The organism is Ectopseudomonas chengduensis, from assembly GCF_900102635.1.
In the GTDB taxonomy this organism is placed as follows: Bacteria; Pseudomonadota; Gammaproteobacteria; order Pseudomonadales; family Pseudomonadaceae; genus Aquipseudomonas; species Aquipseudomonas chengduensis.
Genome location: NZ_FMZQ01000001.1, coordinates 63668 through 88673 on the forward strand (window position 1 = coordinate 63668; position 25006 = coordinate 88673).

Consider the following 25006-nt stretch of genomic DNA (forward strand, 5'->3'; position numbering starts at 1 on the left):
TCAGAACCCCCAAGCGATCAGTCGTTCGGCCAGCGCCAGGTACAGCGGAATGCCGATCAGGATATTGAATGGGAAGGTGATGCCCAGCGAGGCGGTCAGCGACAGCGACGGGTTGGCCTCGGGCAAGGCCAGGCGCATCGCCGCCGGCACGGCGATATAGGACGCCGAGGCCGCGAGCGTGGCCAGCATCGCCGTGCCACCCAGGCTCAGGCCCATGAAGCGCGCCAGCAAGGCACCGATCAGCGCACCGAGCAGCGGCATCAGCAGGGCGAAGGCCGCCAGGCGCACACCGAACTGCTTCAGCGCACCGAGCTGGCCGGAGGCGATCAGGCCCATCTCCAGCAGGAAGAACGCCAGCACCGGCTTGAACATGCTGGTGTACAGCGGCTCCAGCGGCTTGATTGCCTCCTTACCGGCGATCGCGCCGATCACCAGGCCGCCGAGCAGCAGCATGATGCTCTTGCCGAGGAAGATCTCGCGGCCCAGTTCGCCCCAGTGGGTCTCACGCGAAATGCCTTTGGCCAGAACGATACCGACCAGAATCGCCGGAATCTCCAGGATGGCCACGAACAGCGGCATGTAACTCTCGAACTCGATGCCCTTGGCCAGCATGTAGGCCACTACCACGGCGAAGGTACCGGCGCTGACCGAACCGTAGTGCGCCGCCACCGCCGCGGCGTTGACGCGGTCGAAACGCAGGCCGCGCAGCAGGACGAACGCCAGGATCGGCAGTAGCACACCGAGCGCCAGTACCAACGCCGACTGACCGAGCAGCTGCAGGCTGGCCTGCTGCGCCAGCTCCACGCCGCCGTGCAGCCCGATGGCCAGCAGGAGGATGATCGACAGCGTCTCGTACAACGCCGCCGGTAGCTTCAGCTCGCTCTTGAGCAGGCCGGCGACCAGGCCGAAGACGAAAAACAGCACCACCGGATCCAGACCCACCTCAGTTCACCTCCCCTGCTTCTCAGGGTGCGCTGTGCACACCTGCCACTGTTCACCACCCGCGCCGGTGCGCACGGCGCACCCTACGCGGACGGCTACCCAACCAAAGGAAAGGGCCATGCCCCGGCACAAGGCGGTGCTGATCGCCCTGCTTTACCTCGCCACGAAGGCGAAGCGCCGGGGCATGACCGGAAAGCTTAGCCGGCACGCCAGGCTTGGCCCCCACGCTGGCGAGTCGCAAAAACGCCGTTAACGTTTTGCGCGAGGCGACCGAAGGGGTGAAGCACATGGATGTGCCGTGCAAAAAAAGGGAGCCTTGCGGCCCCCGGGACAAACCTGCGCCGTAGCGCTGAATAAAAAAGGAGCCCGGGTTACGCCCCGTCAAACTTGCCCATCCAACAGGCCGGGCTCCATAGAGGTTAACCTTCGATTTCCACCAGCACTTCGCCCGGATTGACGCGGTCGCCCTTGGCCACGTGAACGGCCTTGACGGTGCCGGCAATCGGCGCCTGCACTTCGGTTTCCATCTTCATCGCTTCGGTGATCAGCACCGCCTGACCGGCCTTGACCGTGTCACCTTCCTTGACCAGCACATCGACGATGTTGCCCGGCATGGTGGTGGACACGTCGCCCGGTGCACCGGCCTGCTTGCGCTTGCCAGCAGCGCCTGCGACGTATTCATTGAGCGCCTCGAACACCACTTCTTCCGGCATGCCGTCGATGGACAGGTAGAAGTGGCGCTTGCCGTCGCCCTTGACGCCAACACCGGTGATGTCCACGCGGTAGCTTTCGCCGTGCACGTCGACCACGAACTCGGTCGGCACGCCTTCACCACCCACCGGCGCGGCCTTGCCCTGACCGTTCGGCATGGGCAGCAGCTCTTCCGGCTTGAGGGTGCCGGCCGCGCGCTCTTCGAGGAACTTGCGCCCGATATCGGGGAACATGGCGAAGGTCAGCACGTCCTCTTCGGACTTGGCCAGGCTGCCGATCTCTTCACGTAGGCGCGCCAGCTCGGGCTTGAGCAGGTCGGCCGGGCGCACGTCGATCACTTCTTCGCTGCCGATGGCCTGCTTGCGCAGTTGCTCGTCGACCTTGCCCGGCGCCTTGCCGTAGCGGCCCTGCAGGTACAGCTTCACCTCGTTGGTGATGGTCTTGTAACGCTCGCCGGCCAGCACGTTGAAGAACGCCTGGGTACCGACGATCTGCGACGTCGGTGTCACCAGCGGCGGGAAGCCGAGGTCGGCACGCACGCGCGGGATCTCTTCCAGCACTTCGTTCATGCGGTTCAGCGCGCCCTGCTCCTTGAGCTGGTTGGCCAGGTTGGAAATCATCCCACCCGGCACCTGGTTGACCTGCACGCGGGTATCCACGCCGGTGAACTCGCTCTCGAACTGGTGGTACTTCTTGCGCACGGCGTGGAAGTACATGCCGATTTCCTGGATCAGCTCCAGGTCCAGGCCGGTGTCGAATTCGCTGCCCTTGAGCGCGGCGACCATCGACTCGGTGCCCGGATGGCTGGTGCCCCAGGCCAGGCTGGAGATGGCGGTATCGATATGATCGGCGCCGGCTTCGATGGCCTTGAGCTGGCACATCGAACCGAGACCTGCCGTGTCGTGGCTGTGGATAAATACCGGCAGATCGACTTCGCTCTTCAGTGCCTTGACCAGCGCGAAGGTGGCGTAAGGTGTGAGCAGGCCAGCCATGTCCTTGATGGCGATGGAGTCGATACCCATCGCCTGCATGGCCTTGGCCTGGGCAACGAACGCCTCGGTGGTGTGCACCGGGCTGGTGGTGTAGGCGATGGTGCCCTGGGCGTGCTTGCCGGCAGCCTTCACTGCCTCGATGGCCACGCGCAGGTTACGCACGTCGTTCATCGCGTCGAAGATGCGGAACACGTCGATGCCGTTGACCGCCGCCTTGGCCACGAAGGCCTTGACCACGTCATCGCTGTAGTGGCGGTAGCCGAGCAGGTTCTGCCCGCGCAGGAGCATCTGCAGGCGGGTGTTGGGCAGCGCGGCCTTGAGCTGGCGCAGGCGCTCCCAGGGGTCTTCCTTGAGAAAGCGCACGCAGGCGTCGAAGGTGGCGCCACCCCAGACTTCCAGCGACCAGTAGCCGACGCGGTCGAGCTTGTCGCAGATCGGCAGCATGTCCTCGGTGCGCATGCGCGTGGCCAGCAGCGACTGGTGGGCATCGCGCAGGACGGTATCGGTAACGGTGATCTTCTTGCTCATGATGTCCCCTACAGGCCCGCGTGGGCAGCGATGGCGGTGGCGATGGCGATGGCCAGGTGCGACGGGTTGCGCTTGATCGAGTATTGGGTCAGTTCAGGGTGGCTTTCGACGAAGCTGGTATTGAACTGGCCGCTACGGAATTCCGGATTACGCAGGATTTCCTGGTAGTAGGGCGCGGTGGTGCGCACGCCCTGCACGCGCATGTCGTCCAGCGCGCGCAAGCCGCGGTCCATGGCCTCTTCCCAGGTCAGCGCCCAGACGATCAGCTTCAGGCACATCGAGTCGTAATAGGGTGGAATGGTGTAGCCGGTGTAGATCGCCGTGTCAGTGCGCACGCCGGGCCCGCCGGGCGCGTAGTAACGGGTGATCTTGCCGAACGAGGGCAGGAAGTTGTTCTTCGGGTCCTCGGCGTTGATACGGAACTGCAGGGCATAACCGCGGTGGATGATGTCTTCCTGCTTGACCGACAGCGGCAGGCCGCTGGCGATGCGAATCTGCTCGCGAACGATGTCGATGCCGGTAATTTCCTCGGTGATGGTGTGCTCCACCTGCACCCGGGTGTTCATCTCCATGAAGTACACCTCGCCTTCGGCGAGCAGGAACTCCACGGTACCGGCGTTCTCGTAGCCCACGGCCTGCGCCGCGCGCACGGCGAGGTCACCGATATAGGCGCGCTGCTCGGGGGTGAGCTGCGGGCTGGGGGCGATTTCGATCAGTTTCTGGTTACGGCGCTGGATCGAGCAATCGCGCTCGTACAGGTGCACGGTATTGCCGAAGCTGTCGGCGAGAATCTGCGCCTCGATGTGCTTGGGATTGACGATGCATTTTTCCAGGAAGACTTCGGCGCTGCCGAAGGCCTTGGTCGCCTCGGAGATGACCCGCGGGTAGGCCTGCTCCAGCTCCTCGCGGCTGTTGCAGCGACGAATGCCGCGACCGCCACCACCGGAGGTGGCCTTGAGCATCACCGGATAACCGATGCGCTCGGCTTCACGCAGGGCTTCGGCCAGGTCGGCGACGTTGCCTTCAGTACCGGGGGTGACCGGTACACCGGCCTTGATCATGCTGCGACGCGCTTCGGTCTTGTCGCCCATGCGGCGGATGACTTCCGCGCTCGGGCCTATGAATTTGATCCCACGTTCGGCGCAGATCTCTGCAAGTTCGGCATTCTCGGACAGAAAGCCATAGCCGGGGTGCAGCGCATCGCAACCGGTTTCCACGGCCAGATTGACCAGCTTGCGCGGGTTCAGATAGCCGGCCAGCGGATCTTCGCCAATGCTGTGCGCCTCGTCGGCACGCTTGACGTGCAGGGCATGACGATCCGCGTCGGAGTAGATCGCCACCGAGCGGATGCCCATCTCGGCGCAGGCCCGCACGATGCGGACGGCAATCTCACCACGGTTGGCGATCAGTATTTTTCTTATCACGATCCAATCCTCAGCGCAGAGCTGCACGGGCCGCTGCAACAGTTGGTTGCAAACGTGGTGAAACCCTATCCGGCTATACGAATTAACAAAAATGAATAATTATTTGATCGTGCATAAGTAATTACTTATGCATTGATCGAACGAGGACGAAACCGTGCGTAAAACCCTGCTGCGCATGACCTTGCGCCAGCTCCAGGTATTCCGTGCCGTGTGCGAGCACGGCTCCTACAGCCGCGCGGCCGAGGAAATGGCGCTGACCCAGCCCGCCGTCAGCCTGCAGATTCGTCAGTTGGAGGAGCTGGTCGGCCAGCCGCTGTTCGAGTACGTCGGCAAGAAGCTCTACCTGACCGAAGCCGCCGAAGCACTCAAACGCGCCAGCAGCGATATCTTCGGCCGCCTGGAGAGCCTCGACATGCAGCTGTCCGACCTGCAGGGCTCACTGCAGGGGCAGCTCAACCTGTGCGTGGAATCCAGCGCGAAATATTTCATTCCCCACCTGTTCGCCGAATTTCGCCGCCAATACCCGGAAGTCAGCCTCAACCTAACGGTGGTCAACCACGCCCTGGTGGTGCGCCGCCTGACCCAAAGCCGCGACGACCTGATGATCATGAGCCAGGTGCCGCAGGACCTGGCGCTGGACTTCATGCCCTTTCTCGAGAATCCGATCATCGCCGTGGCGCCGCCGGATCACCCCCTGTGCGAAGCGGACAGCCTCCAGCTGCAGGACCTCACCGCCTATCCCCTGCTGATTCGCGAAAGCGGCTCGGGGACTCGTCGCGCCTGCGAAGAGTACTGCCACCAGAAACGTGCGCACTTCCCCAACACCCTGGAGATCGGCTCGCTGGAGTCGCAGCGCGAGGCGGTGCTCGCCGGCCTCGGCATTGCCTTGCTACCACGCCATGCCGTGCGTCTGGAGCTGCAACACGGCCTGTTGCGCGAGCTGCCGGTGGCCGAGCTGCCCTTGCAGCGCAGCTGGTGCGTGGTGAATATCCGCGGCCGGCGCCTGTCGCCGGTAGCGCAGGCCTTCGTCGACTTCATCCGCACCGAGCGCGCGCAAATCGTCAAACTGGCCGAGCGCTTCCAGCCCAGCCACACAGGATCGGGCAAGAATCTCGCAGGATCGGCCTAACCCTTCTTAACTGACATACGGGACATTGGCATCCTGGGATCGCTCCACCAAAACCTGCCTGGGAGAAACCTATGCTGTCGGGAATCAGCGCCCTGCTCGGCGCCCTTCGCGCTCTGGAGCGCGACAACGGCCAGGCCGTACTCGCCACCGTGGTCAAGGTCGAAGGCTCGGCCTACCGCCGCCCCGGCGCGCGTATGCTGATCCCGCTCTACGGCGGCACCGTGGGCACCATCAGTGGCGGCTGCCTGGAGTCCGAAGTGGCGAAGAAGGCCTGGTGGCTGACTGATGGCGGCGAAGCCGTGATCCGCCGTTACAGCACCGCCACCCAGGACGACGATGACGATCAGGACGCCGCACTGACCTTCGGCCTCGGCTGCAACGGCACCGTGCACGTGCTGCTCGAGCGCCACAGCGCGGAAAAGCCGCTGGCCGTGCTCGAGTTGCTGCGCCAGGTGCGCGAAAGCAGCCAGGCCGGGGCGGTCGCCACGGTGATCGGCAGCTATCGCAACGCCCGCGTGCGTGTCGGCGATCGCCTATGCCTGCATCCCTCGCTGGGCGACAACGGCCGCCTGCTCGATTCCGCACTCGACGCCGAGGTTCGCGCCGATCTTCAACGAACCCTGACCGATGGCCGCTCCTCGCTGCGCAGCTACCGTGATGCGCATGGCGATATCGAGGTGTTCTGCGAATACCTGGCGCCGCAGCGGCGCCTGGTGATCTTCGGCGCCGGGCATGATGCGCAGCCGCTGACGCATATGGCCAAACTGCTGGACTGGCACGTCACCGTGGTCGATGGCCGCGCCCATTTCGCCCGCGCCGAGCGCTTTCCCGACGCAGATACGGTACTGCAGGTCGATGCCCGCCCACCCTATGACCTGCACGCACTCACCGACGGCGCCATGGTGGCGATCATGAGCCACAGCTACAGCCAGGATCGCCACTGGCTGGGCAGCGTGCTGCTGGGCACGCCGGCCTATATCGGCCAACTGGGGCCACGCGATCGCACCGAGCGTCTGCTGGACGAGATCCGCCAACACAGCCCGCACTTGCCGGCGCTGGAGCGCCTGCACTACCCCATCGGCCTGGACATCGGCGGCGACACGCCGGAAAGCGTGGCCACGGCGATTCTCGCCGAGATGACAGCCGCCATTAACCTTCGTGCAGGCGGCATGCTCAAGCATCGCCAGGCGGCGATCCACACGCCAACGCCGCTGGACTGCAGCGATATCGAGACCGCGGCCAGACTGACCGCTTCCTGATCATAGCCCCGGATTGCATCCGGGCTACAGACTTGTGGGATGGGCCGGGCGGCGATCCCTTTAGTCCACGCTGACCACAATTGGTGGGCTAAAGCCCACCCTACGGCCTGCATCCCTCAAGCTCAATTACATCCACTCAACCGCCGGACTCAGACTGGTAGGGTGGGCTTCAGCCCACCACGGCTGGCGGGCCAACGCGGATCGCCCCCACACGAGCTGAGTCTGATCCACCTGCAGGAGCGAACGGCAGCGCCCCGCTTGTTTCGCGCCACCACCGTAACCCGGATGCCATCCGGGAAAACCAGCCCCCATAAACGCAAACGCCCAGGATTACCCCGGGCGTTCCTGTTTCCAGTATCGGACGTCAGGCCTTGATCTGCGCCGGGAACGGCAGCTTGCGCAAGCGCACGCCAGTGGCCGCGAACAGGGCGTTGGCCAACGCTGGCGCCAGCGGCGGCACACCCGGCTCACCGACACCGGTCGGATTTGCCGCCGACGGTACGATATGCACCTCGACCTTGGGCATCTCGTTCAGGCGCAACACCTGGAAGTCGTGGAAGTTCGACTGCTCGACCCGCCCTTCCTTCAAGGTGATCGCGCTGTGCCGGGCGGCCGCCAGGGCGAAGCCGATACCGCCTTCCATCTGCGCCTTGATCACATCCGGGTTGATCGCGATGCCACAGTCCACGGCGCACACGACGCGATCCAGACGGTAGCTGCCATCGGCCTTCACCGTGACTTCGGCGACCTGCGCCACGAACGAGCCGAACGACTCGTGCACGGCAATGCCACGCCCGCGCTTCTCGCCCTCGCCACCCGCCGCCAGTGGTTTATCCCAGCCAGCCTCCTTGGCGGCCAGCTCCAGCGCACCGCGGTGACGCGGATGACTGTCCAGCAGCGCATGACGGAAGGCATAAGGGTCCTGCCCTGCAGCGACGGCGGCCTCATCGATCATGGTTTCGGCGACATAACCGGTGTGGGTATGACCGACCGAACGCCACCACAGCACCGGCACCTTGATATTGCTCGGCGTGCTCAGCTCCACCTGCAGGTTGGGCACCGCATAGGACAGGTTGGAGAGGCCCTCGACCGAGGTATGGTCGATGCCGTCCTTGATCATGAAGGGCTCCATCGAAGTACCGGCCATGATCGACTGGCCGACGATGCGGTTGTGCCAGGCCTGCAGCTTGCCGGCCTGGTCCAGGCCGATGCGCACGCGGTGCAGGTACAGCGGCCGGAAATAACCGCCACGGGTATCGTCCTCGCGCGTCCAGACCATCTTCACCGGCACATCCACGCCCTTGTCACGCGCTGCCTTGGTGATGGCCACCGCCTCCAGCAGGTAGTCCGACACCGAACCAGCGCGGCGACCAAAGCTGCCGCCGGCATACAGCTGGGTCAGCGAAACCTGCTCGGGCGTCATGCCCAGGTAGCCGCTGATGATGGCTTGGTCGACGGTCTGAAACTGCTCGCCATTCCAGATTTCGCAGCGGTCACTGGAGAGTTTCACCAGACAGTTCATCGGCTCCATCGCCGCGTGCGCCAGATAAGGAAACTCGTACTCGGCCTCGACGGTTTTAGCCGCCTGGGCCAGCGCCGCATCGGTATCGCCCTTGCTCGTGGCCGGCAGACCTGGCTTGCCCGCATCGTCGCGGTATTGCGCGAGAATTTCCTCGCTGCCCAGGGTGAAGGCCTGGCTCTCGTCCCACTCGATCACCAGCGCATCACGACCCTGGCGCGCCGCCCAGGTGTTCTTCGCCAACACGGCGACGCCCGAACGACCATGTGGCAGATCGCGAAACTCCACCACCTCGACCACGTCACGCACGGCCTTGGCCTTGCTGCTGTCGACCGAGCGTGGCACGCCGCCGAAGCGTGGCGGATAGGCAACCATGGCCACCAGCATGCCGGGCAGCTTGAAGTCCTGGGTGAAGATGGCGCTGCCGTCAGTCTTGTCGGTGCTGTCCTTGCGGCGCAGCTCGAGCTTGCCGATCAGCTTGAAGTCCTTGGGGTCCTTGAGTTGCACCTGCTCCGGCACCGGCAGTGACGCCGCCGCCTCGACCAGCTCACCAAAGCCGGCGCTACGGCCGGAGCCGGCGTGACTGACCACGCCCTGGCTGACGCTGATCTCGCTGGCCGGTACGCTCCAGCGCTGCGCGGCCGCAGCCACCAGCATGGCCTTGGCGGTGGCGCCGGCGTTGCGCATCTGCTCCCAGGAGTTGGCCATGGCGGTGCTGCCGCCAGTGCCCTGCATGGGGCCGAAGGCGAGATTGTTGTAGCGTTTCACATCGGCGGGCGCGCCTTCGACGCGTACCTTGTCCCAGTCGGCATCCAGCTCTTCGGCGAGCAGGGTGGCCAGACCGGTGTAGCTGCCTTGACCCATTTCCAGATGCTTGGCCAGCACAGTCACCGTACCGTCGAGGTCGATACGCACGAAGGCGTTCGGTTCCAGCGGGCCACCTGCCGCCAGCGCATCCATACCGCGCATCAGCGGCGCGAAGAAGATGCCCAGCGCCAGGCCACCTGCGCCCTTGAGCAGGGTGCGACGGCTGACATTGAGGATGCCGCGAGTGGCGCTATCGGGGGTTTCGATCTTGCCCATGTCTATGCGCCTCCTCAGGCCAGTTTGCCGGCAGCTTCGTGAATGGCGGCGCGAATCCGCACATAGGTGGCGCAGCGGCAGATGTTGCTGCTCATGGCCGCGTCGATATCGGCATCACTCGGCGCCTTGTTGCTGCTCAGCAGCGCCGTCGCCGCCATGATCTGCCCGGACTGGCAGTAGCCGCACTGGACCACGTCCAGTTGCCGCCAGGCGTCCTGAACCACCTTGCCCACGGTGTCTTCGCCAACCGCCTCGATGGTGCTGATGCGCTTGCCGACCACCGCCGATACCGGGGTGACGCAGGAGCGAGTCGGCTGGCCTTCGACGTTCACCGTGCAGGCGCCGCACAGGGCCATGCCACAGCCGTACTTGGTGCCGGTGAGATTGGCGACGTCGCGCAATGCCCAGAGCAGCGGCATGTCGTCGGCCACGTCCAGCTCATGGTCCTTGCCATTGAGATTCAGGGTAATCATGGTCTACCCACCTTGTTCTGATGGTGTCTGATGGTTCCGGCATGACTGCCGGTGGTCACGGTCAACCCCGCACACAGGGGGCCAGATAATCACTGTAGTGGGCGCAAAACCTGCTGTCGCTGCCGACCACAGAGATCAGCAGAACCGGGCAATAAGTTCGTAGAATCGGGCAAGCTCACTGCCCTGCCCGCAGGCAGGGCAACAAGAAAGTCAGGCGGCGCGGCGCGAATCAGGTTCGCCGTGCTGAAGGTAGCTGGCGGAAACCAGCTCGGGGAAGTCGGCAAGCTCGCGTTGCAGCTGGCACTGCTCGGCATAATGCTCGATGGCCCGGCGATAGGCCATGCGGCGCTGGTCTTGCAGCTTGCGCCGGGTCTTGGCATCAGGTTGGTCGTGCAGTTGCGCGTCATCGAAGATACGAGGCATCTCGGTTCTCCCGGAACGAGGACTGGAGTACCCAGCTTCACCCGGGGAGATGACGCTTTGACGGCGTGAAGATGAACAGGCGATGAACCCGCTCTCAATCCTCGCTGTTACGCAGCGACTTCGGCGACAGACGCAGACTGCGCAGGCTGCGCTTGACGCTCTTGAGGTGGTTGACCAGGCTCGGCCCGCGCGCCATGGCTACGCCCATGGCCAGCACGTCGATCACCACCAGGTGGGCGATGCGCGAGGTCAGGGGGGTGTAGATCTCGGTGTCTTCCTGCACATCGATGGCCAGGTTGACGGTCGACAGCTCCGCCAGTGGCGTCTGGCTAGGGCACAGGGTGATCAGGCTGGCGCCGGACTCACGCACCAGGTTGGCGGTGATCAGCAAGTCCTTGGAACGGCCGGACTGGGAAATGCACACCGCCACGTCGCCCGGCTGCAGGGTCACCGCACTCATCGCCTGCATGTGCGGGTCGGAATAAGCGGCTGCGTTGAGCAGCAGGCGGAAGAATTTGTGCTGGGCATCGGCCGCCACCGCACCCGATGCACCGAAGCCGTAGAACTCCACGCGCTGCGCGTTGGAGCAGGCGGCGATGGCGCGCTGTAACGCCTCGGGGTCGAGCTTCTCGCGCACCTCCATCAGCGTATGCAGGGTGGTGTCGAAGATCTTCAGGCTGAAGTCGGCGACCGAGTCATCCTCGTGAATCGCGAACTGACCGAAGCTGGCCCCGGCAGCCAGACTCTGCGCCAGCTTCAGCTTGAGATCCTGGAAACCACTGCAACCGATGGCGCGGCAAAAGCGCACGATGGTCGGCTCGCTGATGCCGACGCTGTGCGCCAGTTCGGCCATGGAGCTGTGCATCACCGATGCAGGATCGAGCAAGACGTGATCGGCCACCTTGAGTTCGGACTTGCGCAGCAGGTGGCGCGACTGGGCGATGTGTTGCAACAGATTCACTGAGATAGGCTCTATGCAGAAAAGGGTCTACCGCGGCACTCGCTGGGTCATAGCTCGGTTATGATCGGCGGGCGGCGGTTGTAGTGACCTTGTAGTTATACTACATAGCTCGCGCTCGCGCACAGCCAAGCCACTGCCAATTCGCTGAACGAACTTTCCGGCAAAGGGGCGCAGCCGATCTTTTCACTGCCTCTTTGCTGCAAACGCAGGTAGCTTGCAACGGCCTGCCTTAACGAGTCGGAGTCTTCCCTTGAGCATCCCCTGCGACATGCTGGTCTTCGGTGGTACGGGCGACCTGGCCCTGCACAAATTGCTGCCGGCGCTCTATCACCTGCACCGCGAAGGACGTCTGCACGCCGATGTGCGCATCCTTGCCCTGGCCCGCAGCAGCCACAGCCGCGAGGCCTACCAGGCCCTGGCCGAGCGTCACTGCCGCGCTCAGGTAGCGCGCGCCGATTTTGCCAACGAGACTTGGGCCAGCTTCGCCGCACGCCTCGACTACTTCGCCATGGATGCGGCGCAAAGCGCCGATTTCGGCCGCCTGGCCAAACGCCTTGGGCGTGATGACGGGCGTGTACGGGTCTATTACCTGGCTACCGCCCCGAGCCTGTTCGAAGCCATCGCCGCACACCTGGCCAACGCCGGTCTGGCCGGGCCGGCAGCGCGCATCGTGCTGGAAAAGCCCATCGGCCACTCGCTGGAGTCAGCTCGTGCGATCAACGCCGCCATCGGCGCCGTATTTGACGAAACGCGGGTGTTTCGCATCGATCACTACCTGGGCAAGGAAACCGTGCAGAACCTCATGGCGCTGCGCTTCGCCAACGCCCTGTTCGAGCCGGTTTGGCGCGCTGGACATATCGATCACGTGCAAATCAGCGTGTGCGAAACCCTGGGCGTGGAAAACCGCGGCGGCTACTACGACCAGGCCGGCGCCATGCGCGACATGATCCAGAACCACCTGCTGCAACTGCTCTGCCTGGTGGCTATGGAGGCGCCGGTGCGCTTCGACGCCGAGGCGGTGCGCAACGAAAAGGTGAAGATCCTCGAAGCGCTGAAACCCATCTCCGGTCTCGACGTGCAGGACAAGACCGTGCGCGGCCAGTACACCGCCGGCAAGATCGGCGGCCATGACGTGCCCGCCTACTACTTCGAGAAGAACGTCGACAACGACAGTGACACCGAAACCTTCGTCGCCGTGCAGGTGGAGATCGACAACTGGCGCTGGGCAGGCGTGCCGTTCTACCTGCGCACCGGCAAGCGCCTGGCGAAGAAAACCTCGGAAATCCTCATCCAGTTCAAGCCGGTGCCGCACCGTCTGTTCCATGAGGGCGAAGCCAACCAGTTGCTGATCCGCCTGCAGCCGGAAGAGCGCATCAGCCTGCAACTGATGGCCAAGAACCCCGGCAAGGGCATGCATCTCAAACCCGTGGAGCTGGACCTCAACCTGGCCAATGTCTTCAACCAGCAGCGCCGCTGGGACGCCTACGAACGCCTGCTGCTCGACGTGATCGAGGGCGACTCCACCCTATTCATGCGCCGCGATGAAGTGGAAGCGGCCTGGCAGTGGGTCGACCCGATCCTGCAGGGCTGGCTCCAGCACTACCAGAGCCCGCGCCCCTACCCGGCCGGCAGCGATGGCCCGGAGCAACTGCAACACCTGCTGGAGCGTCACGGGCGCCATTGGGCCGAATGACCAACCTGGCAGCTTCTTGCGCAGCGTGCTGTGGATAAATCTGCGCTGAAACTGGCGCAGGCCAGTGAATACAGGCTGTTCAGCAGACTGCGCAATAACCTGCACAGCACTGCGCAACTTGTTGCGCAATATAGCGTGACGAAACACTCATCGTGACCAATAGCGCCCAATAGGTCATGCTAAATATATGTTTATAAAGGATTTTATTTTTATGGCATGCCGCTCGCTTTAGCCATGGCTCCCGGATCGATCACGATCCATGACCCAGGCAAGGAGAGCACTCATGCCAACACCCGCGTATCTGTCCCTCGAAGGCACCAAACAAGGTCTGATCACCGCTGGCACCTTCACCGAGGACTCGGTCGGCAATATTTTCCAGGAAGGTCATGAAGACCAGATTCTGGTGCAAGCCTACAACCACCAGGTCATCATCCCGCGCGACCCGCAGTCCGGCCAACCGACCGGCCAGCGCGTGCACAAGCCGCTGATGATCACCAAGGTCTTCGACAAGTCCTCGCCGCTGATCTTCAACGCCCTGACCTCCGGCGAGCGTCTGAACAAGTGCCGCCTGGAGTGGTACCGCACCTCCTCCACCGGTACCCAGGAGCACTACTTCACCATCGAGCTGGAAGACGCCGTGATCGTCGACGTACAGTCGCGCATGCCGAACTGCCAGGACCCGAACATGGCGCACTTCACCCACCTGGAAGACGTCTACTTCACCTACCGCAAGATCGTCTGGACCCATGAAGTCTCCGGTACTTCCGGCTCCGACGACTGGCGTACCCCGATCTCTGCCTAAGGCGGGATCGCGTCCGCGTCACCGTAGCGGCCAGGCATCGTCCTGGCCGTTGCGTTTCGGCAGGCTGCGCACAAAGCGCTGGCCAATCGCCGAAAACCTCGACCGTTGCCAGCGCGCGGCGGCCGATTCGGTTACAACCTGGAGCGCGCCACGCGCCCATCATGGAATGATCGAGAGGAACAACGAATGTTCGCCCAGGCCAACCAGACCCATTTCAGCCTCAGCATCGACGGTGTCGAACACGACCTGCAGGTGCTCGAGTTCAAAGGGCGCGAGGCGGTCAGCCAGCCTTACGCCTTCGATGTGGAACTGATCAGCGAACGCCCCGACCTCGATCTGGAGAGCCTGCTGCATCAGCGCGCCTTTCTCGCCTTCGATCAGAACGGCGCCGGCATCCACGGCCTGATCCACCGCATCGCCCAGGGCGAATCCGGCAAGCGCATGACGCGTTACCGCCTGACCCTGGTGCCGCAATTGGCCTACCTGGCACACCGAACCAATCAGCGCATCTTCCAGCACCTGACGGTGGAGAAGATCATCGGCCAGGTGCTCGAAGAGCACGGCATCCAGGCCGACGCTTACCAATTCCAACTCGGCTCGCTCTACCCCGAGCGCGAATACTGCGTGCAGTACGACGAGAGCGACCTGCACTTCGTCCAGCGCCTGTGCGAGGAAGAAGGCATCCACTACCACTTCCAGCACAGTAGCGAAGGCCATGTACTGACCTTCGGCGACGACCAGACCGTGTTCCCGCGTCTGGCACCGCTGGCCTACCAGCAGGACACCGGCCTGGTGGCCGATGACCCAGTGATCAAACACTTCGGCGTGCGCGTGGAAACCCGCACCAGCCAGGTCACCCGCCGCGACTACGACTTCGAGAAGCCGCGCCTGCAGCTGGAAGCCAAGGCCGACGGCGATGCCCAACCCAAGCTGGAAGACTACGACTACCCGGGCCGCTATACCGACCGCGAGCGCGGCACGCACCTGGCCAAGCGCGCCCTGGAGCGCCACCGCCACGACTTCGAATTGGCCCAGGGCGACGGCGACTCGCCGACCCTGGTCAGCGGCCACTTCCTCGACCTGACCGAGCACCCGCGCGAGGCATGGAACCAGCTCTGGCTGCTGACCGAAGTGCTGCACGAAGGCAAGCAGCCGCAGGTGCTGGAAGAGTCGGTACTTAATCTCCCCTCTCCCTCCGGGAGAGGGGCCGGGGGTGAGGGCGCTCCTGGCGACACCGACTTCCACCAAGGCTACCGCAACCGCTTCACCGCCACGCCCTGGGACGTGCCCTACCGTCCCCAGCTGGCCCACCCCAAGCCGCGCATACTCGGCAGCCAGAGCGCCGTGGTCACAGGCCCGGCTGGCGAGGAAATCCACTGCGACCAATATGGCCGGGTCAAGGTGCAATTCTTCTGGGATCGCGAAGGTCAGGCCGACGATAAAACCAGCTGCTGGCTGCGCGTCAGCTCCAGTTGGGCTGGCGATCGCTACGGCGCCATCACCATCCCGCGCATCGGCATGGAAGTGCTGGTCACCTTCCTCGAAGGCGACCCCGACCAGCCGCTGGTCACCGGTTGCCTGTACCACGCCGAACACGTCGTGCCCTACGACCTGCCGGCGAACAAGACCCGCAGCGTATTCAAGACCCTGAGCAGCCCTGGCGGTGGCGGCTACAACGAACTGCGCATCGAGGATCGTAAGGGCGCCGAGCAGATCTATATCCACGCCCAGCGCGACTGGGACGAGAACATCGAGCACGACCAGAAGATCCGCGTCGGCAACGAGCGCCACGACACTGTCGAAGCCAACGCCTACAGCCACTTCAAGGCCGAAGAACACCGCACCACCCACGCCGACCGCAAGACCGAGATCAAGGCCAACGACCACCTCACCGTCGGCGACAGCCAGCACATCAAGCTGGGCAACGGCCAGTTCATCCAGGCCGGCCAGGAAATCCACCTTTCCAGCGGCCTCAAGGTCGTGCTCGAAGCCGGCAGCGAACTCACCCTCAAGGGCGGCGGCAGCTTCATCAAACTCGACGGTGGCGGCGTCACCCTGGTCGGGCCGGTGATCAAGATCAACTCCGGCGGTGCGCCGGGCAGTGGTTCGGGGGCGGCGCCAGTGTTGCCGGGGGCGGCGAAGCCGGCGGATGCGGATGTGCCGGGAGGACTGCTCAAACAGCGCCTGCGTGAAGAGCTGCCCATCGTCGAACTCTGCCAGAAGCCCAAGGGTGGCACCCCGATGCAATGCCCGCTATCCGACTGCCCCTGCCGTAAGGCCATGACTGCCGGAGCCAGCACATGAGCACGGGGCATTGGCTGCTGCTGGAACGCACGGAGCATTTGCTGCCCGAGCTGTATCGACTTGGCGAAAGCCCGGACCCGACACGCCTGTTCGACGGCACCGAACTGGCCGCCTGCGAGGAAGAAAGCCCCCTGCTGATCGATGCACAGGCCAATCCCTCGCTACTTGCCGCCATGCAGAACGAACCGCTCTCCTGGCCCGGCCTACTGCTGGAAACCACAGGAGCAACCGAAGGCCTGCTGGCCCACCTGCGTCACATCCTGTTCATCCGCTTCGATCAGGAGCGCCGCGGCGTACTGCGCTACTCCAGGCCACGCACCGCCAGTTACTTCTTTCCAGCCTGCGATGCCGAAACTCGCCCCCTATGGCTCGGCCCGATACAGCGTCTGAGCTGGTATGGCGGCACCTGGCACGAACGCGCCGACGGCCGCGAAGCCTGGCAGCAGATCGACAACCAACAAGCACAGACGTGGCGCCCAGGAACCACCACACATGAACTGCATCTGACCACCACGCAGGAACAAGCCCTGCAGCGCCAGCAAGGCGAGCACTTTCTTTACCAGTGGTGGGAACACCAGCGCGGCATCCGCTTCGAAACGGCCTGGGGCTACTTGAGCGCCGGCATGCAGGCCGGCTTCGTTTCTGCCGAGTCCCTGAGTGCCTATCTCGATCTGCGCCACGCCAACCCTGACGCGACACTGCCAGATGCACTACCGCCAGGAACGGATCAGGAACGCCTCAAGACACTCGCTCGGCACCTGATCATGAATACGACAGACAAGGAAAGCAGCGTATGAGCAACAACGTATGCGCACTGAGCAAAGGCGCCGCCTGCGAGGCCGGCAAGCTCATCGTCCAGGTAGTGGGCAAGAACCACCCAAACACGCAGAAACTAGTAATCTGCGATGAAAAGAACGCGCCACTCATCAGCCTGACCCAGCAGGACAAACCTGAAATTCAGGCCAGCGACAGCTTCAGCAGCGTGCTGCATGTGTGGGACTGGGAGAGCCAGTCAAAACGGAGTTTGTATCTGGAAATCGCTGCAAGCGAGGGCGGGCCGATCCGCCTACCGCTGCATGACGAACTGCGCACAACACCTCGCCAGCCCGAGCATGACATTCAGTGGAACCAGATCGTGCCGGTGGTGCCCATGACTGCCTTGCCAGGCAGCAAGAGCCGATATGACCTCGGTACACCGGTAAGCCTGCGCAATGGTTACTTGTACCTGTTCTATCGTGACAAGCTCTGGCGCGAGTTGGAGGTGCGCAACAGCGAGAGTGGCGTCACCTATCATGATGTACGGGTTGCCAGCTATCGCCAGGGCGCCGGCTTCAAATCCGGGCCGCGCAAAGCCGTGGGGGTCGGGCTGGAAGAAATCTGGCTGCCCTCGCAGTGGAACAACCGCAAGGAACTGAGCGTTCAACTCTGTTTCTCCGAAATCCAGTTGAGTGCAGCCCGCCTTACCTTTCTTGAGCGCGATACGGCAACCAGGCGCACCCGTATCAGCCAGAGACAATTGGATGTCTCCAAGGCCACCTTCGATAAACTCTTCACTGGCAAACCGGGCGGGCTGGAGATCATCGAAGCCTACAAGCAGATAATGGACTCAGCGCAGCCTCTTAACGAGGCTCGCTTGGTGCGGATGAACCTTGACCTCTGGGCCTTTCCGCTGAGCATCGCCGCACCGCAGCGCGCCAGGCAGGCCGGCTATGAGTTGATGTTGGACAACCCCAGCCGCTACCTCTGCGACTTGAGTGGTCAGTACCCCGCCAAGAGCCTGAAGGCGGCCAATGCCTTTCTCGATGCCTGCAAGGCCGGCAAGACCACGCCCGCAGAACCTGAAGTGGAAATGGGCGCCATCGAACAAGCCCTGCGCGAGAAGCTGGCGGCGCAGAAGCCCAGAAGCGAGCCAACGTTCGAGGCCAAAGAGCTGTGGCAAGCGCAGCCTGGCGCAACGGACATCTTTGCTGCGCTGCGCCCTAGACAGCTTTGCGCCATTCTGCTCGATGACAACCAGTTCCGCTTGCGCCATCTGACGGCCAAGATCGCCAGTCACAAGATGCTGCTGGAGCAATGCGCCGAGTACGCACGCACCCATGGCCACTTCGCCAGCGCCATGCTCGTGCAGCAGACGATAGTGCCCAGGAGCGTATCCGGCGAAGTGAACAAGCTGCACGCCTCCATCAGCAAGATCACCCCGACCGGACTGCAGGATCTGAACCGATTCACCGCAGCCATCGAGCGCATGGAAGCCTGGCAAGCCATGGAAAGCAGCCAGCAATGCCTGGTGGATCTGTTGGAAAAAGGCGCGTGCCAGCAGACCATCGCCGATCACCTCAGCCTGGATCACTTCGAGTACGTCGCCGCCCTGCACTTTGCCGCCCAGGCATTTTCCTCGCTGGCCACCACAGCCGCTGATCACGACCCATTGGCCAGCAATAGCCCGCAGCTCGTCGATGCTGTCAACGGACGGTCATGCTTGAGTCAGTCCGGTTCCGCCGGGCGCCGGTTCATCCTGCAGGTAGCCGAAAAAGTGCAACACCCCCTGCACCGCCTGTTCTGGCCCAAGTATGACTTGGCCAAACTGGAGCAGGCCTATGTCAAACCGGCGCAAGTCGAGGAAAACACCGGCGATGGCAGCTTCCGCGCCACGGTGCTGGCCGCACAGGAGAAACTACAGGCACCGAAGGAAGGGCAAACCACCATCGATGCGGCTCATCTTCAAGCCCTGCTCGATGCAGGCGGGCTGGCCAGCGCCGTGATCCTCGAAGGCAAAACCATTGCCAACGCCCTAGTCAGTATCTATGAACACCTGGACGGCCCAATCAGGGCGGCTAGCAAAGGTATCGATAAAGCGAAGACGGAGCGCGCCGCCGCCAACCAACAGCGCCAGCACGCGCAAAATCGACACGACAACGCCAGGCGCGGTCGCGAGCAAGCCACCGAGCAACGCCAGCAAGCCGAAAAAGCCCAGCAAGCAGCCGAAAGCCAACAGCGCAGCGCACAGGCCGAACTGGACAAACGTCGCCAAGCGCTGAGCGAGGCCCAAGGGCTGGAAAACGTTACGCGCGGCAAGCTCGCTGCCGAAGCCAGGCCCATGAATATCCGCCTGCACGGCATGAGTATCGAGCAACTGCGCAGCATGCTCATCGAACACTTCGGCGAACTGCGCCTGATGCGCCGTAGCGCAGCCAAGGCAGGCGGCTACTATATCTTCGCGCTGAGTGATCTGCCTTTGGATATCCAGCGCACGATCCGCGCTTATGGTGAAGTGTTGGACGGCCAAGGCAACCTGTCAGCCAGCAGCAACGCGCGTACGGCCAACCGTCAGAACTTGCCCAGTGAAAGCGCCGATCATATGGTCGCGGCCATGCCGGAAAACCAGCAAACTGCGCGACTGATTAAGGCCTTGAACCGCCACAAGAACGCCCGAATGATGGCCGAACAGGCCGAGAGCATTGCCAGCCAGATCAATGCCGAGCGCGCTGCAATGGTACATGCGGCCACGCAACAGGTTGTCGCCTCCCGTAGCCAGCAAACTGCCCTGGACAGCCGCATGAAACAAGCCCAGGAACTGGCGCAGACGGCACAGAAGGAAATGCAGCTAGCCGATCAGCGCATTCAGGAACTGGCCCGTACCGTCGAGGCCGGGCAGCGTAATCTGTACTTCCAGACGCTCAATAGCGGCGCGTTTTCGATGGCGGTGCTGTCGTTGGAGATGTGGAATTTGTTTGCGGAGTGGGAGGCGCAGGAAAGCACCAAACAAACAAAAGGTAGTGCCAGAGCTGGTTTTGGAACAATGAGCGCAATAGTTGATACCGCAATAGCATTTGAAATGCTGGCCTTCAAAATGAAGGATGCCAATCGGTTCTCAGTATATGTCCGCAAGATCCGTTGGACTCTCAACCCTGAGAAACTACCAGGATTTCTGGGGCGGACACTGGGCGAAAAGGTCGTTACACAAATATCGGTTCGTTTGCTCGTCACCGCAGCAGCCAGCATTGTCATGGCGGTCGTCTGCATTATGGACGCCATCCATGCCTGGCAATGGGGGGATGATGCCGTTTGGGGCTTTGGTGCCATGGCCGCAGGCGCCATGCTCGGTGCTATCGCCCCCTTCTTCGGCGGCAGCAGCGCACTGTTCGGCCTAAGCCCCTTCAGCCTGGCCGCACTGGTGCTGATCGCGCTCGGCGCAGGCCTGGTGTTCTGGCTCAGCAGCACCCAACTGGAGGACTGGCTGGAATGCGGCCCCTTTGGCGCGGAGCCTCGCGATTACCTGACGGATGATACGCAGGAAGCCTTCTATCGCCTGGTGGGCATCTTCGCCGGCATTCGCATCGCCATCGAGCCCAACCCCTACTTCAAGCCGGATGCCAAGCTGGACAGGAATGAGGCTGCCGAGCTGCGCACGCTGTCCAGCGCCAATACCCGCATCCGCATCAGCAGCAATCTGCCTGGCCTGCTGGCGCAGATGGGTGATGTCAGCATTCATCCTGAAACACGCCTGCGCAGCAGTGAAATACGCTATCGCGGCAACGGTGACCCGCTTCCCGCGACAGTCACCGTGCATAACCCCGACCCAGTGACTCAGCGCATACTGCCCGATGGCCGCGAGTTATATGTGCACACGCCACCAGCCAGACGCTGGACGGGTAATCTGCGTGACAGCAGCCTGCATCACCAATGGCAGGTACGCGCACAATTGCGCCTGGCACTGGATACCGGCGAAAAAGTCTGCCGCCCTGGCGCGCTCGTCTGGCTCTTCCCCGCCCCGCCGATCAGAAGCGGCAAGGCCGATCCTGCCAAGGCAACAGCCGCCAACTTCAACAAGACCAACGAACCCTTCTGGGCCGATGAGAAGACCCATGCCGAATCCTGATTCGTTCTACAGCGCTGAGGCCTATCACCCGGAGCGCATACCCGACCAACCGCCGGCTGAGAAACAACCCTGGTTGCGCCGCTTCGGGAGCATGCGCCTGCCCTGGGGCAATACTCAGGACATGTTTCCGTCCTGCGTACTGACCAATATCAAGCCAGCTTCCTTACGTCGTCAGGAAGAGATGGATAGGGTCAGAGATGAACAGAAAAGTCGCGATGAATATATACCTAAGCCATTCGAGCATATTGACCTTCATGATCGATTGGATAATGAAAAAATTCGTCACGCTCAATTTCCAGCAAGTTCCAAGTTTTGGATTTACTTAAAGGCCTTTGGAGAGTTTGGTTTTTTTTTCTTATCCCCAATTGCACTTCTTTCATTTGCATCAATCACTAGCTACTCTCAAGAAGGGTGGCAAATAGAGCTATTTAAAAATCTCTTAGACGCTTTTATTTTTGTAGCTCTACCTTCTCTATCCATGTGGGGAGTCGGCTCACTTGTTATCAATCACTTCCCCAAACTCTGGATCAAAGCCTCCCGAGGCCCACTCTGGGAGTTCAACCGCCGCACCGGGCTGGTCACCGTCTTCGACTACAACAATAACGGCGAATACAAAAAGAACGGCACCATCGGCGAAAAGGTCGCGCCCTTCTACGAGTTCGATGCCTATATCACTGTCACGCCGGATCGCCAGGGGCTGCCCAACAACGTGTTGTGCATCGTCCATCGCTACCGTGACATCTGGATCAATATGGGCAACTTCGTTGGCGCCTGCAGCGGCACCGCCGTGCCCTGCGCCCTCTGGGACTACCTGCAAAACTACATGGACATCAGCAAGCCTATGCCGGACACCCCAGAGCTGGAAGCCTTTCGCCACCTCGACCCCACCACCGCCGAGCACGACCGCCAAACTGGCCGCGCACCGCGCTATTGGCGCGATATGGACGATGAAACCTTCAAGGCCAAAGAGCGCGAAATGAACGAACGCATCCCCCAGATCGACACCTTCAGCCGCCCCAACCTGATGGCTCGCCATGTGCGTTATGCCGGTTGATTGCAGACAACCAACCTCCAACAACACACTCAAGGAAAGAACGCATGAACAAGATGGACTTCAAAATGCCACTGGGCGCTTTCATTCATCTGCTCGCGGTGATTTGGATCAGCATGGAACCCCGCTATGAAGGCCTGTTCGTCTGGATGCTGCCGTTTCTGGCGTTGAACCTACTCGGCATGCTGCTGGTCATGCTCGACAAGACCAAGCTGGGCGCCATCCTGTTCATCATCGGCTGCGTGCCATTCGTCCCCGTCGGCGTCATCGGTATTCTCGGCGCGAAGAAATCACTTCAGGCTCTGAGCGAACCTGCGCCGACTAACGCCTGAGACTGGTCCCTGAGCATTCCTCGCTGAATTGCTCCCTGGTCAGGCCGCGCCGTTCTCAGCCTTGAGTACGGCGTGCGTGCATCAGCACGCCCCCCAACACCAGCATCCCCAACACCCCCGCCCCAACGAACAGCCCCTCATACCCCAACGCCTTGGCCAGCACCCCGCTGCTGGCCCCGACGAAGCCGGACAGCAGCAACTGCGCCGAGGCCTGCAGGGTGAAGTCAGCACCCTCATGTTCGGGGCGGCACATGCGCATCATCGCGGCGAACAGCGCGACGGTGGACATGCCGTCGGCCACTTGCTCGAACAAGGTCACGGCGTAGACTAGGCCGACATTGGCGCCCTGCCCCACCAGCAAGGCCAGGGCGGCGATGCCGATGGCTTGCAAGGCGCCGAACAGGATCAGCGCGCGTAGCACACCGATACGGGCGTAGAGCAGGCCGCCGAGCAGGGCGCCGCCGATGCCGGCCAGGCTGCTGATCAGGGTCAGTTGACCAAGCGCCCCGGTGCTCCAGCCCTGGTCCACTAGCATCGGCTTGATCATGGGAGAGCCGAGCGAGTCACCGAGCTTGAAGGTCAGCACCACCGCCAACCACAGCAGCATGCCGGGCTGCGCCAGCAGGCCGCGATAGTGGTTCAGCAACAAGCGTGGGCCAAGGGCGGTTTCGGCCAGGGCGGGCTGGAAGGGCAAGAGGCGGCGCTCGGGGAACAGCCAGATCGGCACGGTCATCAGCAGAATCAGGCCAGCCAGCAGGCCAAGCGCCAGGCTCCAACCCAGCGGGTCGATCACCAGCAGCAGGCCACTGCCGCTGACGATCATGCCGACCTTGTAGCCGCCGACCTGCAGGCTGTTGCCCAGACCACGCCAGCGCTCGGGCAACAGACGCACGGTGAGGCCATCGGTGGCGATGTCCTGGGTCGCTGCCAGCAAGTTGATCAGTAGCAGCAAGCCGAGCAACAACCACAGGCCGGAGCCGAACAGCGTCTGCGGGGCGAGCAGCGCCAGTGCCGCGACACAGACAATCACGCCGCTTTGCAGCGGCAGGATCCAGCCACGGTGGTGGCCCAGGCGGGGCGAGGCCAGACGGTCGATCCAGGGCGCCCACAAGACTTTAAGTAGCCAGGGCAGCGCCAGCAGCTTGAGCAAGCCGATCAGCGCCAGGTCGACGTCATGCTGGCGCAGCAGCACCGGCAGCGAGTGGGCGATCAGCCCGGAAGGCAGGCCCTGCGCACAGTAAAGCGAGGCCAGCAGCACCAGCGTGGCGTTGGACGGGCGAGAGGCGGTGGGCGACATGGCGGGCGCTCGCGGCAAAAGCGCAAGCCTAGTGGTTTGCGCCGGTCAGCGGCAATGTGAGGACGGTTACAGCTCGTAGCTCGACTCGTCGCGGCTGAAGCCCCTCCCACGGGGCAGGACGTTCGATTAGTTGTAGCCCGGATGCAATCCGGGGCCGTTGCCATCGCTCCCGGATTGCATCCGGGCTACGTGAAAAACGTTCACGACGCCAAAGGTCTTACAGGCTATTCAGGCACTCGCTCAGGCCACCGGCCAGGTTTTCCAGCAGTTGTTCATAGCCGTTGGCACTGACTGGCAGGGCGCCGCCGAGGGCATCGAGTTCCGCCAGTTTCACCGGCAAGCCGGCTGTGAGGGTTTCGGCCAGGCGCGGGCGCAGAGGCGGTTCGCTGAATACGCAGCTCGGGCCCGTCTGTTGCAGCGTCTTGCGCATGGCAGCGACGTGACGGGCGCCGGGCTGTACTTCGGTCAGCACGCTGAACACGCCTGCGTGCTTGAGGCCGTAGGCGGCCTCGAAATAGTCGAAGGCTTCGTGGAAGACGAAATACGGCTTGCCCTGCAAAGCGGCCAGTTGCGGGCGAATGCGGCCATCGAGCGCATCCAGGCGCGCTTCGAAGGCTTTGAGATTGGCGGCGTAACGCGCGGCGTTGGCGGCATCCAGCTTGGCCAGGTCTGCCGCCATGCGCGCGGCGATCACCTTGGCGTTGTCGGCGGCCAACCACAGGTGGGCATCCAGGCTGCCCGGACGGTGATCATGGTCATGACCAAGCTCATCGCTGGCATGTTCGTGGCCATGATCATGCTCGTCTTGGTCATGATCGTGTTCGTCGTGGCTATCGCCGAAGTGGCGCAGGGTCATGCCGGGCAGATCCTGCACCGCCACCTGAGGCTTGTCGCGGCTGCCCAGCACCCGCGGCAGAAAACCCTCCATGTCCGGACCGATCCAGTACAGCAGGTCGGCATCACGCACTCGCCGTACGTCGGATGGGCGCAACGCATAGTGGTGCGGCGAGGCACCGGGCGGCAGCAGCACCTCGGGTTCGCCGATGCCGTCCTGCACCGCCGCGGCGATCAGTTGCAGCGGTTTGATACTGGTCAGCACACGCACCTCGGCCTGGGCGCTGGCGACGGAAAGCAGGGTAAAGAGACAGAAAAGACGCAACACGGGGCATACTCGGATGGAATTGAACGGGTAATATAATAACGT

18 protein-coding genes are annotated in these 25006 nt (G+C 62.9%); 9 read left to right on the plus strand and 9 right to left on the minus strand.

All coding sequences use genetic code 11. From position 1 onward, the window contains the following. The 3 genes from BLS08_RS00280 to BLS08_RS00290 all read right to left on the minus strand — a co-directional run bounded on the left by BLS08_RS00280 (window position 1) and on the right by BLS08_RS00290 (window position 4597). Window positions 1–942, minus strand: a complete 942-nt coding sequence (locus BLS08_RS00280) for a sodium-dependent bicarbonate transport family permease (protein WP_017676156.1) — start codon at window positions 940–942, stop codon at window positions 1–3. A gap of 419 nt (window positions 943–1361) precedes the next feature. Further along, window positions 1362–3173, minus strand: a complete 1812-nt coding sequence (gene oadA, locus BLS08_RS00285) for a sodium-extruding oxaloacetate decarboxylase subunit alpha (protein WP_017676158.1) — start codon at window positions 3171–3173, stop codon at window positions 1362–1364. An 8-nt stretch (window positions 3174–3181) separates the two neighbouring features. Continuing rightward, window positions 3182–4597, minus strand: a complete 1416-nt coding sequence (locus BLS08_RS00290; protein WP_059391091.1) for an acetyl-CoA carboxylase biotin carboxylase subunit — start codon at window positions 4595–4597, stop codon at window positions 3182–3184. A 154-nt stretch (window positions 4598–4751) separates the two neighbouring features. On the opposite strand from BLS08_RS00290, the gene BLS08_RS00295 reads away from it, so the two are divergent. Together BLS08_RS00295 and BLS08_RS00300 are read left to right on the plus strand one after the other, a co-directional pair. After that, a complete protein-coding gene (locus BLS08_RS00295; RefSeq protein ID WP_090335833.1) occupies window positions 4752–5726 on the plus strand; it encodes a LysR family transcriptional regulator in 975 nt (324 codons plus the stop codon). Between the two features lie 71 nt (window positions 5727–5797). Then, window positions 5798–6985 carry an XdhC family protein gene (locus BLS08_RS00300; RefSeq protein ID WP_085063132.1) on the plus strand — a complete coding sequence of 396 codons (1188 nt, stop codon included), beginning with the start codon at window positions 5798–5800 and terminating at the stop codon, window positions 6983–6985. A gap of 364 nt (window positions 6986–7349) precedes the next feature. Here BLS08_RS00300 and BLS08_RS00305 read toward each other — a convergent pair whose 3' ends face one another. The 4 genes from BLS08_RS00305 to hexR form a co-directional block, all read right to left on the minus strand. Further along, window positions 7350–9587: a xanthine dehydrogenase family protein molybdopterin-binding subunit gene (locus tag BLS08_RS00305; RefSeq protein ID WP_045733478.1), complete on the minus strand. Its 2238-nt coding sequence runs from the start codon at window positions 9585–9587 to the stop codon at window positions 7350–7352. Between the two features lie 14 nt (window positions 9588–9601). After that, window positions 9602–10060, minus strand: coding sequence for a (2Fe-2S)-binding protein (locus BLS08_RS00310; protein WP_045733479.1), 459 nt, complete (start codon window positions 10058–10060; stop codon window positions 9602–9604). Between the two features lie 210 nt (window positions 10061–10270). Further along, window positions 10271–10483 (minus strand): PA3496 family putative envelope integrity protein, encoded by a 213-nt coding sequence (locus BLS08_RS00315; protein WP_017676164.1) that lies wholly within the window; start codon window positions 10481–10483, stop codon window positions 10271–10273. A 94-nt stretch (window positions 10484–10577) separates the two neighbouring features. Continuing rightward, window positions 10578–11444, minus strand: a complete 867-nt coding sequence (gene hexR, locus BLS08_RS00320) for a transcriptional regulator HexR (RefSeq protein WP_003464720.1) — start codon at window positions 11442–11444, stop codon at window positions 10578–10580. A gap of 250 nt (window positions 11445–11694) precedes the next feature. Between hexR and zwf the strand changes: the two genes are divergently transcribed. From zwf to BLS08_RS00355, 7 genes are all read left to right on the plus strand, one after another. Then, window positions 11695–13137: a glucose-6-phosphate dehydrogenase gene (gene zwf / locus BLS08_RS00325; protein WP_090335835.1), complete on the plus strand. Its 1443-nt coding sequence runs from the start codon at window positions 11695–11697 to the stop codon at window positions 13135–13137. A gap of 283 nt (window positions 13138–13420) precedes the next feature. Further along, window positions 13421–13939 (plus strand): Hcp family type VI secretion system effector, encoded by a 519-nt coding sequence (locus BLS08_RS00330; RefSeq protein WP_003241180.1) that lies wholly within the window; start codon window positions 13421–13423, stop codon window positions 13937–13939. A 186-nt stretch (window positions 13940–14125) separates the two neighbouring features. After that, window positions 14126–16243, plus strand: a complete 2118-nt coding sequence (gene tssI, locus BLS08_RS00335; RefSeq protein WP_090335836.1) for a type VI secretion system Vgr family protein — start codon at window positions 14126–14128, stop codon at window positions 16241–16243. After that, a complete protein-coding gene (locus BLS08_RS00340) occupies window positions 16240–17040 on the plus strand; it encodes a DUF4123 domain-containing protein (RefSeq protein WP_090335838.1) in 801 nt (266 codons plus the stop codon). Before tssI ends, BLS08_RS00340 begins: the two co-directional genes overlap by 4 nt. Before the next feature lie 458 nt (window positions 17041–17498). Next, complete coding sequence (locus tag BLS08_RS00345) at window positions 17499–21122, plus strand: hypothetical protein (RefSeq protein ID WP_139204186.1); 3624 nt, start codon at window positions 17499–17501, stop codon at window positions 21120–21122. Further along, the gene (locus tag BLS08_RS25960; RefSeq protein WP_139204187.1) at window positions 21109–22176 is read left to right on the plus strand and encodes a hypothetical protein; all 1068 of its coding nucleotides are present in this window, start codon (window positions 21109–21111) and stop codon (window positions 22174–22176) included. The genes BLS08_RS00345 and BLS08_RS25960 overlap by 14 nt, the downstream gene beginning before the upstream one ends. Window positions 22177–22220: 44 nt before the next feature. Beyond that, window positions 22221–22505: a hypothetical protein gene (locus BLS08_RS00355; protein WP_090335842.1), complete on the plus strand. Its 285-nt coding sequence runs from the start codon at window positions 22221–22223 to the stop codon at window positions 22503–22505. A gap of 55 nt (window positions 22506–22560) precedes the next feature. Here the strand turns inward: BLS08_RS00355 and BLS08_RS00360 are convergent, their stop codons facing one another. Further along, window positions 22561–23802 carry an MFS transporter gene (locus BLS08_RS00360; protein WP_090335844.1) on the minus strand — a complete coding sequence of 414 codons (1242 nt, stop codon included), beginning with the start codon at window positions 23800–23802 and terminating at the stop codon, window positions 22561–22563. A gap of 217 nt (window positions 23803–24019) precedes the next feature. Then, the gene (znuA, locus tag BLS08_RS00365; RefSeq protein WP_075750865.1) at window positions 24020–24964 is read right to left on the minus strand and encodes a zinc ABC transporter substrate-binding protein ZnuA; all 945 of its coding nucleotides are present in this window, start codon (window positions 24962–24964) and stop codon (window positions 24020–24022) included. Window positions 24965–25006: the final 42 nt, after the last annotated feature.

Bases quoted from the DNA above. Each gene is read 5' to 3' on its own strand.
- BLS08_RS00340 (WP_090335838.1), top strand. From the start codon at position 16,240: ATGAGCACGGGGCATTGGCTGCTGCTGGAACGCACGGAGCATTTGCTG.
- BLS08_RS25960 (WP_139204187.1), top strand. From the start codon at position 21,109: ATGCCGAATCCTGATTCGTTCTACAGCGCTGAGGCCTATCACCCGGAG.
- BLS08_RS00300 (WP_085063132.1), top strand. From the start codon at position 5,798: ATGCTGTCGGGAATCAGCGCCCTGCTCGGCGCCCTTCGCGCTCTGGAG.
- BLS08_RS00310 (WP_045733479.1), bottom strand. From the start codon at position 10,060: ATGATTACCCTGAATCTCAATGGCAAGGACCATGAGCTGGACGTGGCC.
- tssI (WP_090335836.1), top strand. From the start codon at position 14,126: ATGTTCGCCCAGGCCAACCAGACCCATTTCAGCCTCAGCATCGACGGT.
- BLS08_RS00315 (WP_017676164.1), bottom strand. From the start codon at position 10,483: ATGCCTCGTATCTTCGATGACGCGCAACTGCACGACCAACCTGATGCC.
- BLS08_RS00355 (WP_090335842.1), top strand. From the start codon at position 22,221: ATGAACAAGATGGACTTCAAAATGCCACTGGGCGCTTTCATTCATCTG.
- BLS08_RS00305 (WP_045733478.1), bottom strand. From the start codon at position 9,587: ATGGGCAAGATCGAAACCCCCGATAGCGCCACTCGCGGCATCCTCAAT.
- BLS08_RS00330 (WP_003241180.1), top strand. From the start codon at position 13,421: ATGCCAACACCCGCGTATCTGTCCCTCGAAGGCACCAAACAAGGTCTG.
- BLS08_RS00360 (WP_090335844.1), bottom strand. From the start codon at position 23,802: ATGTCGCCCACCGCCTCTCGCCCGTCCAACGCCACGCTGGTGCTGCTG.
- oadA (WP_017676158.1), bottom strand. From the start codon at position 3,173: ATGAGCAAGAAGATCACCGTTACCGATACCGTCCTGCGCGATGCCCAC.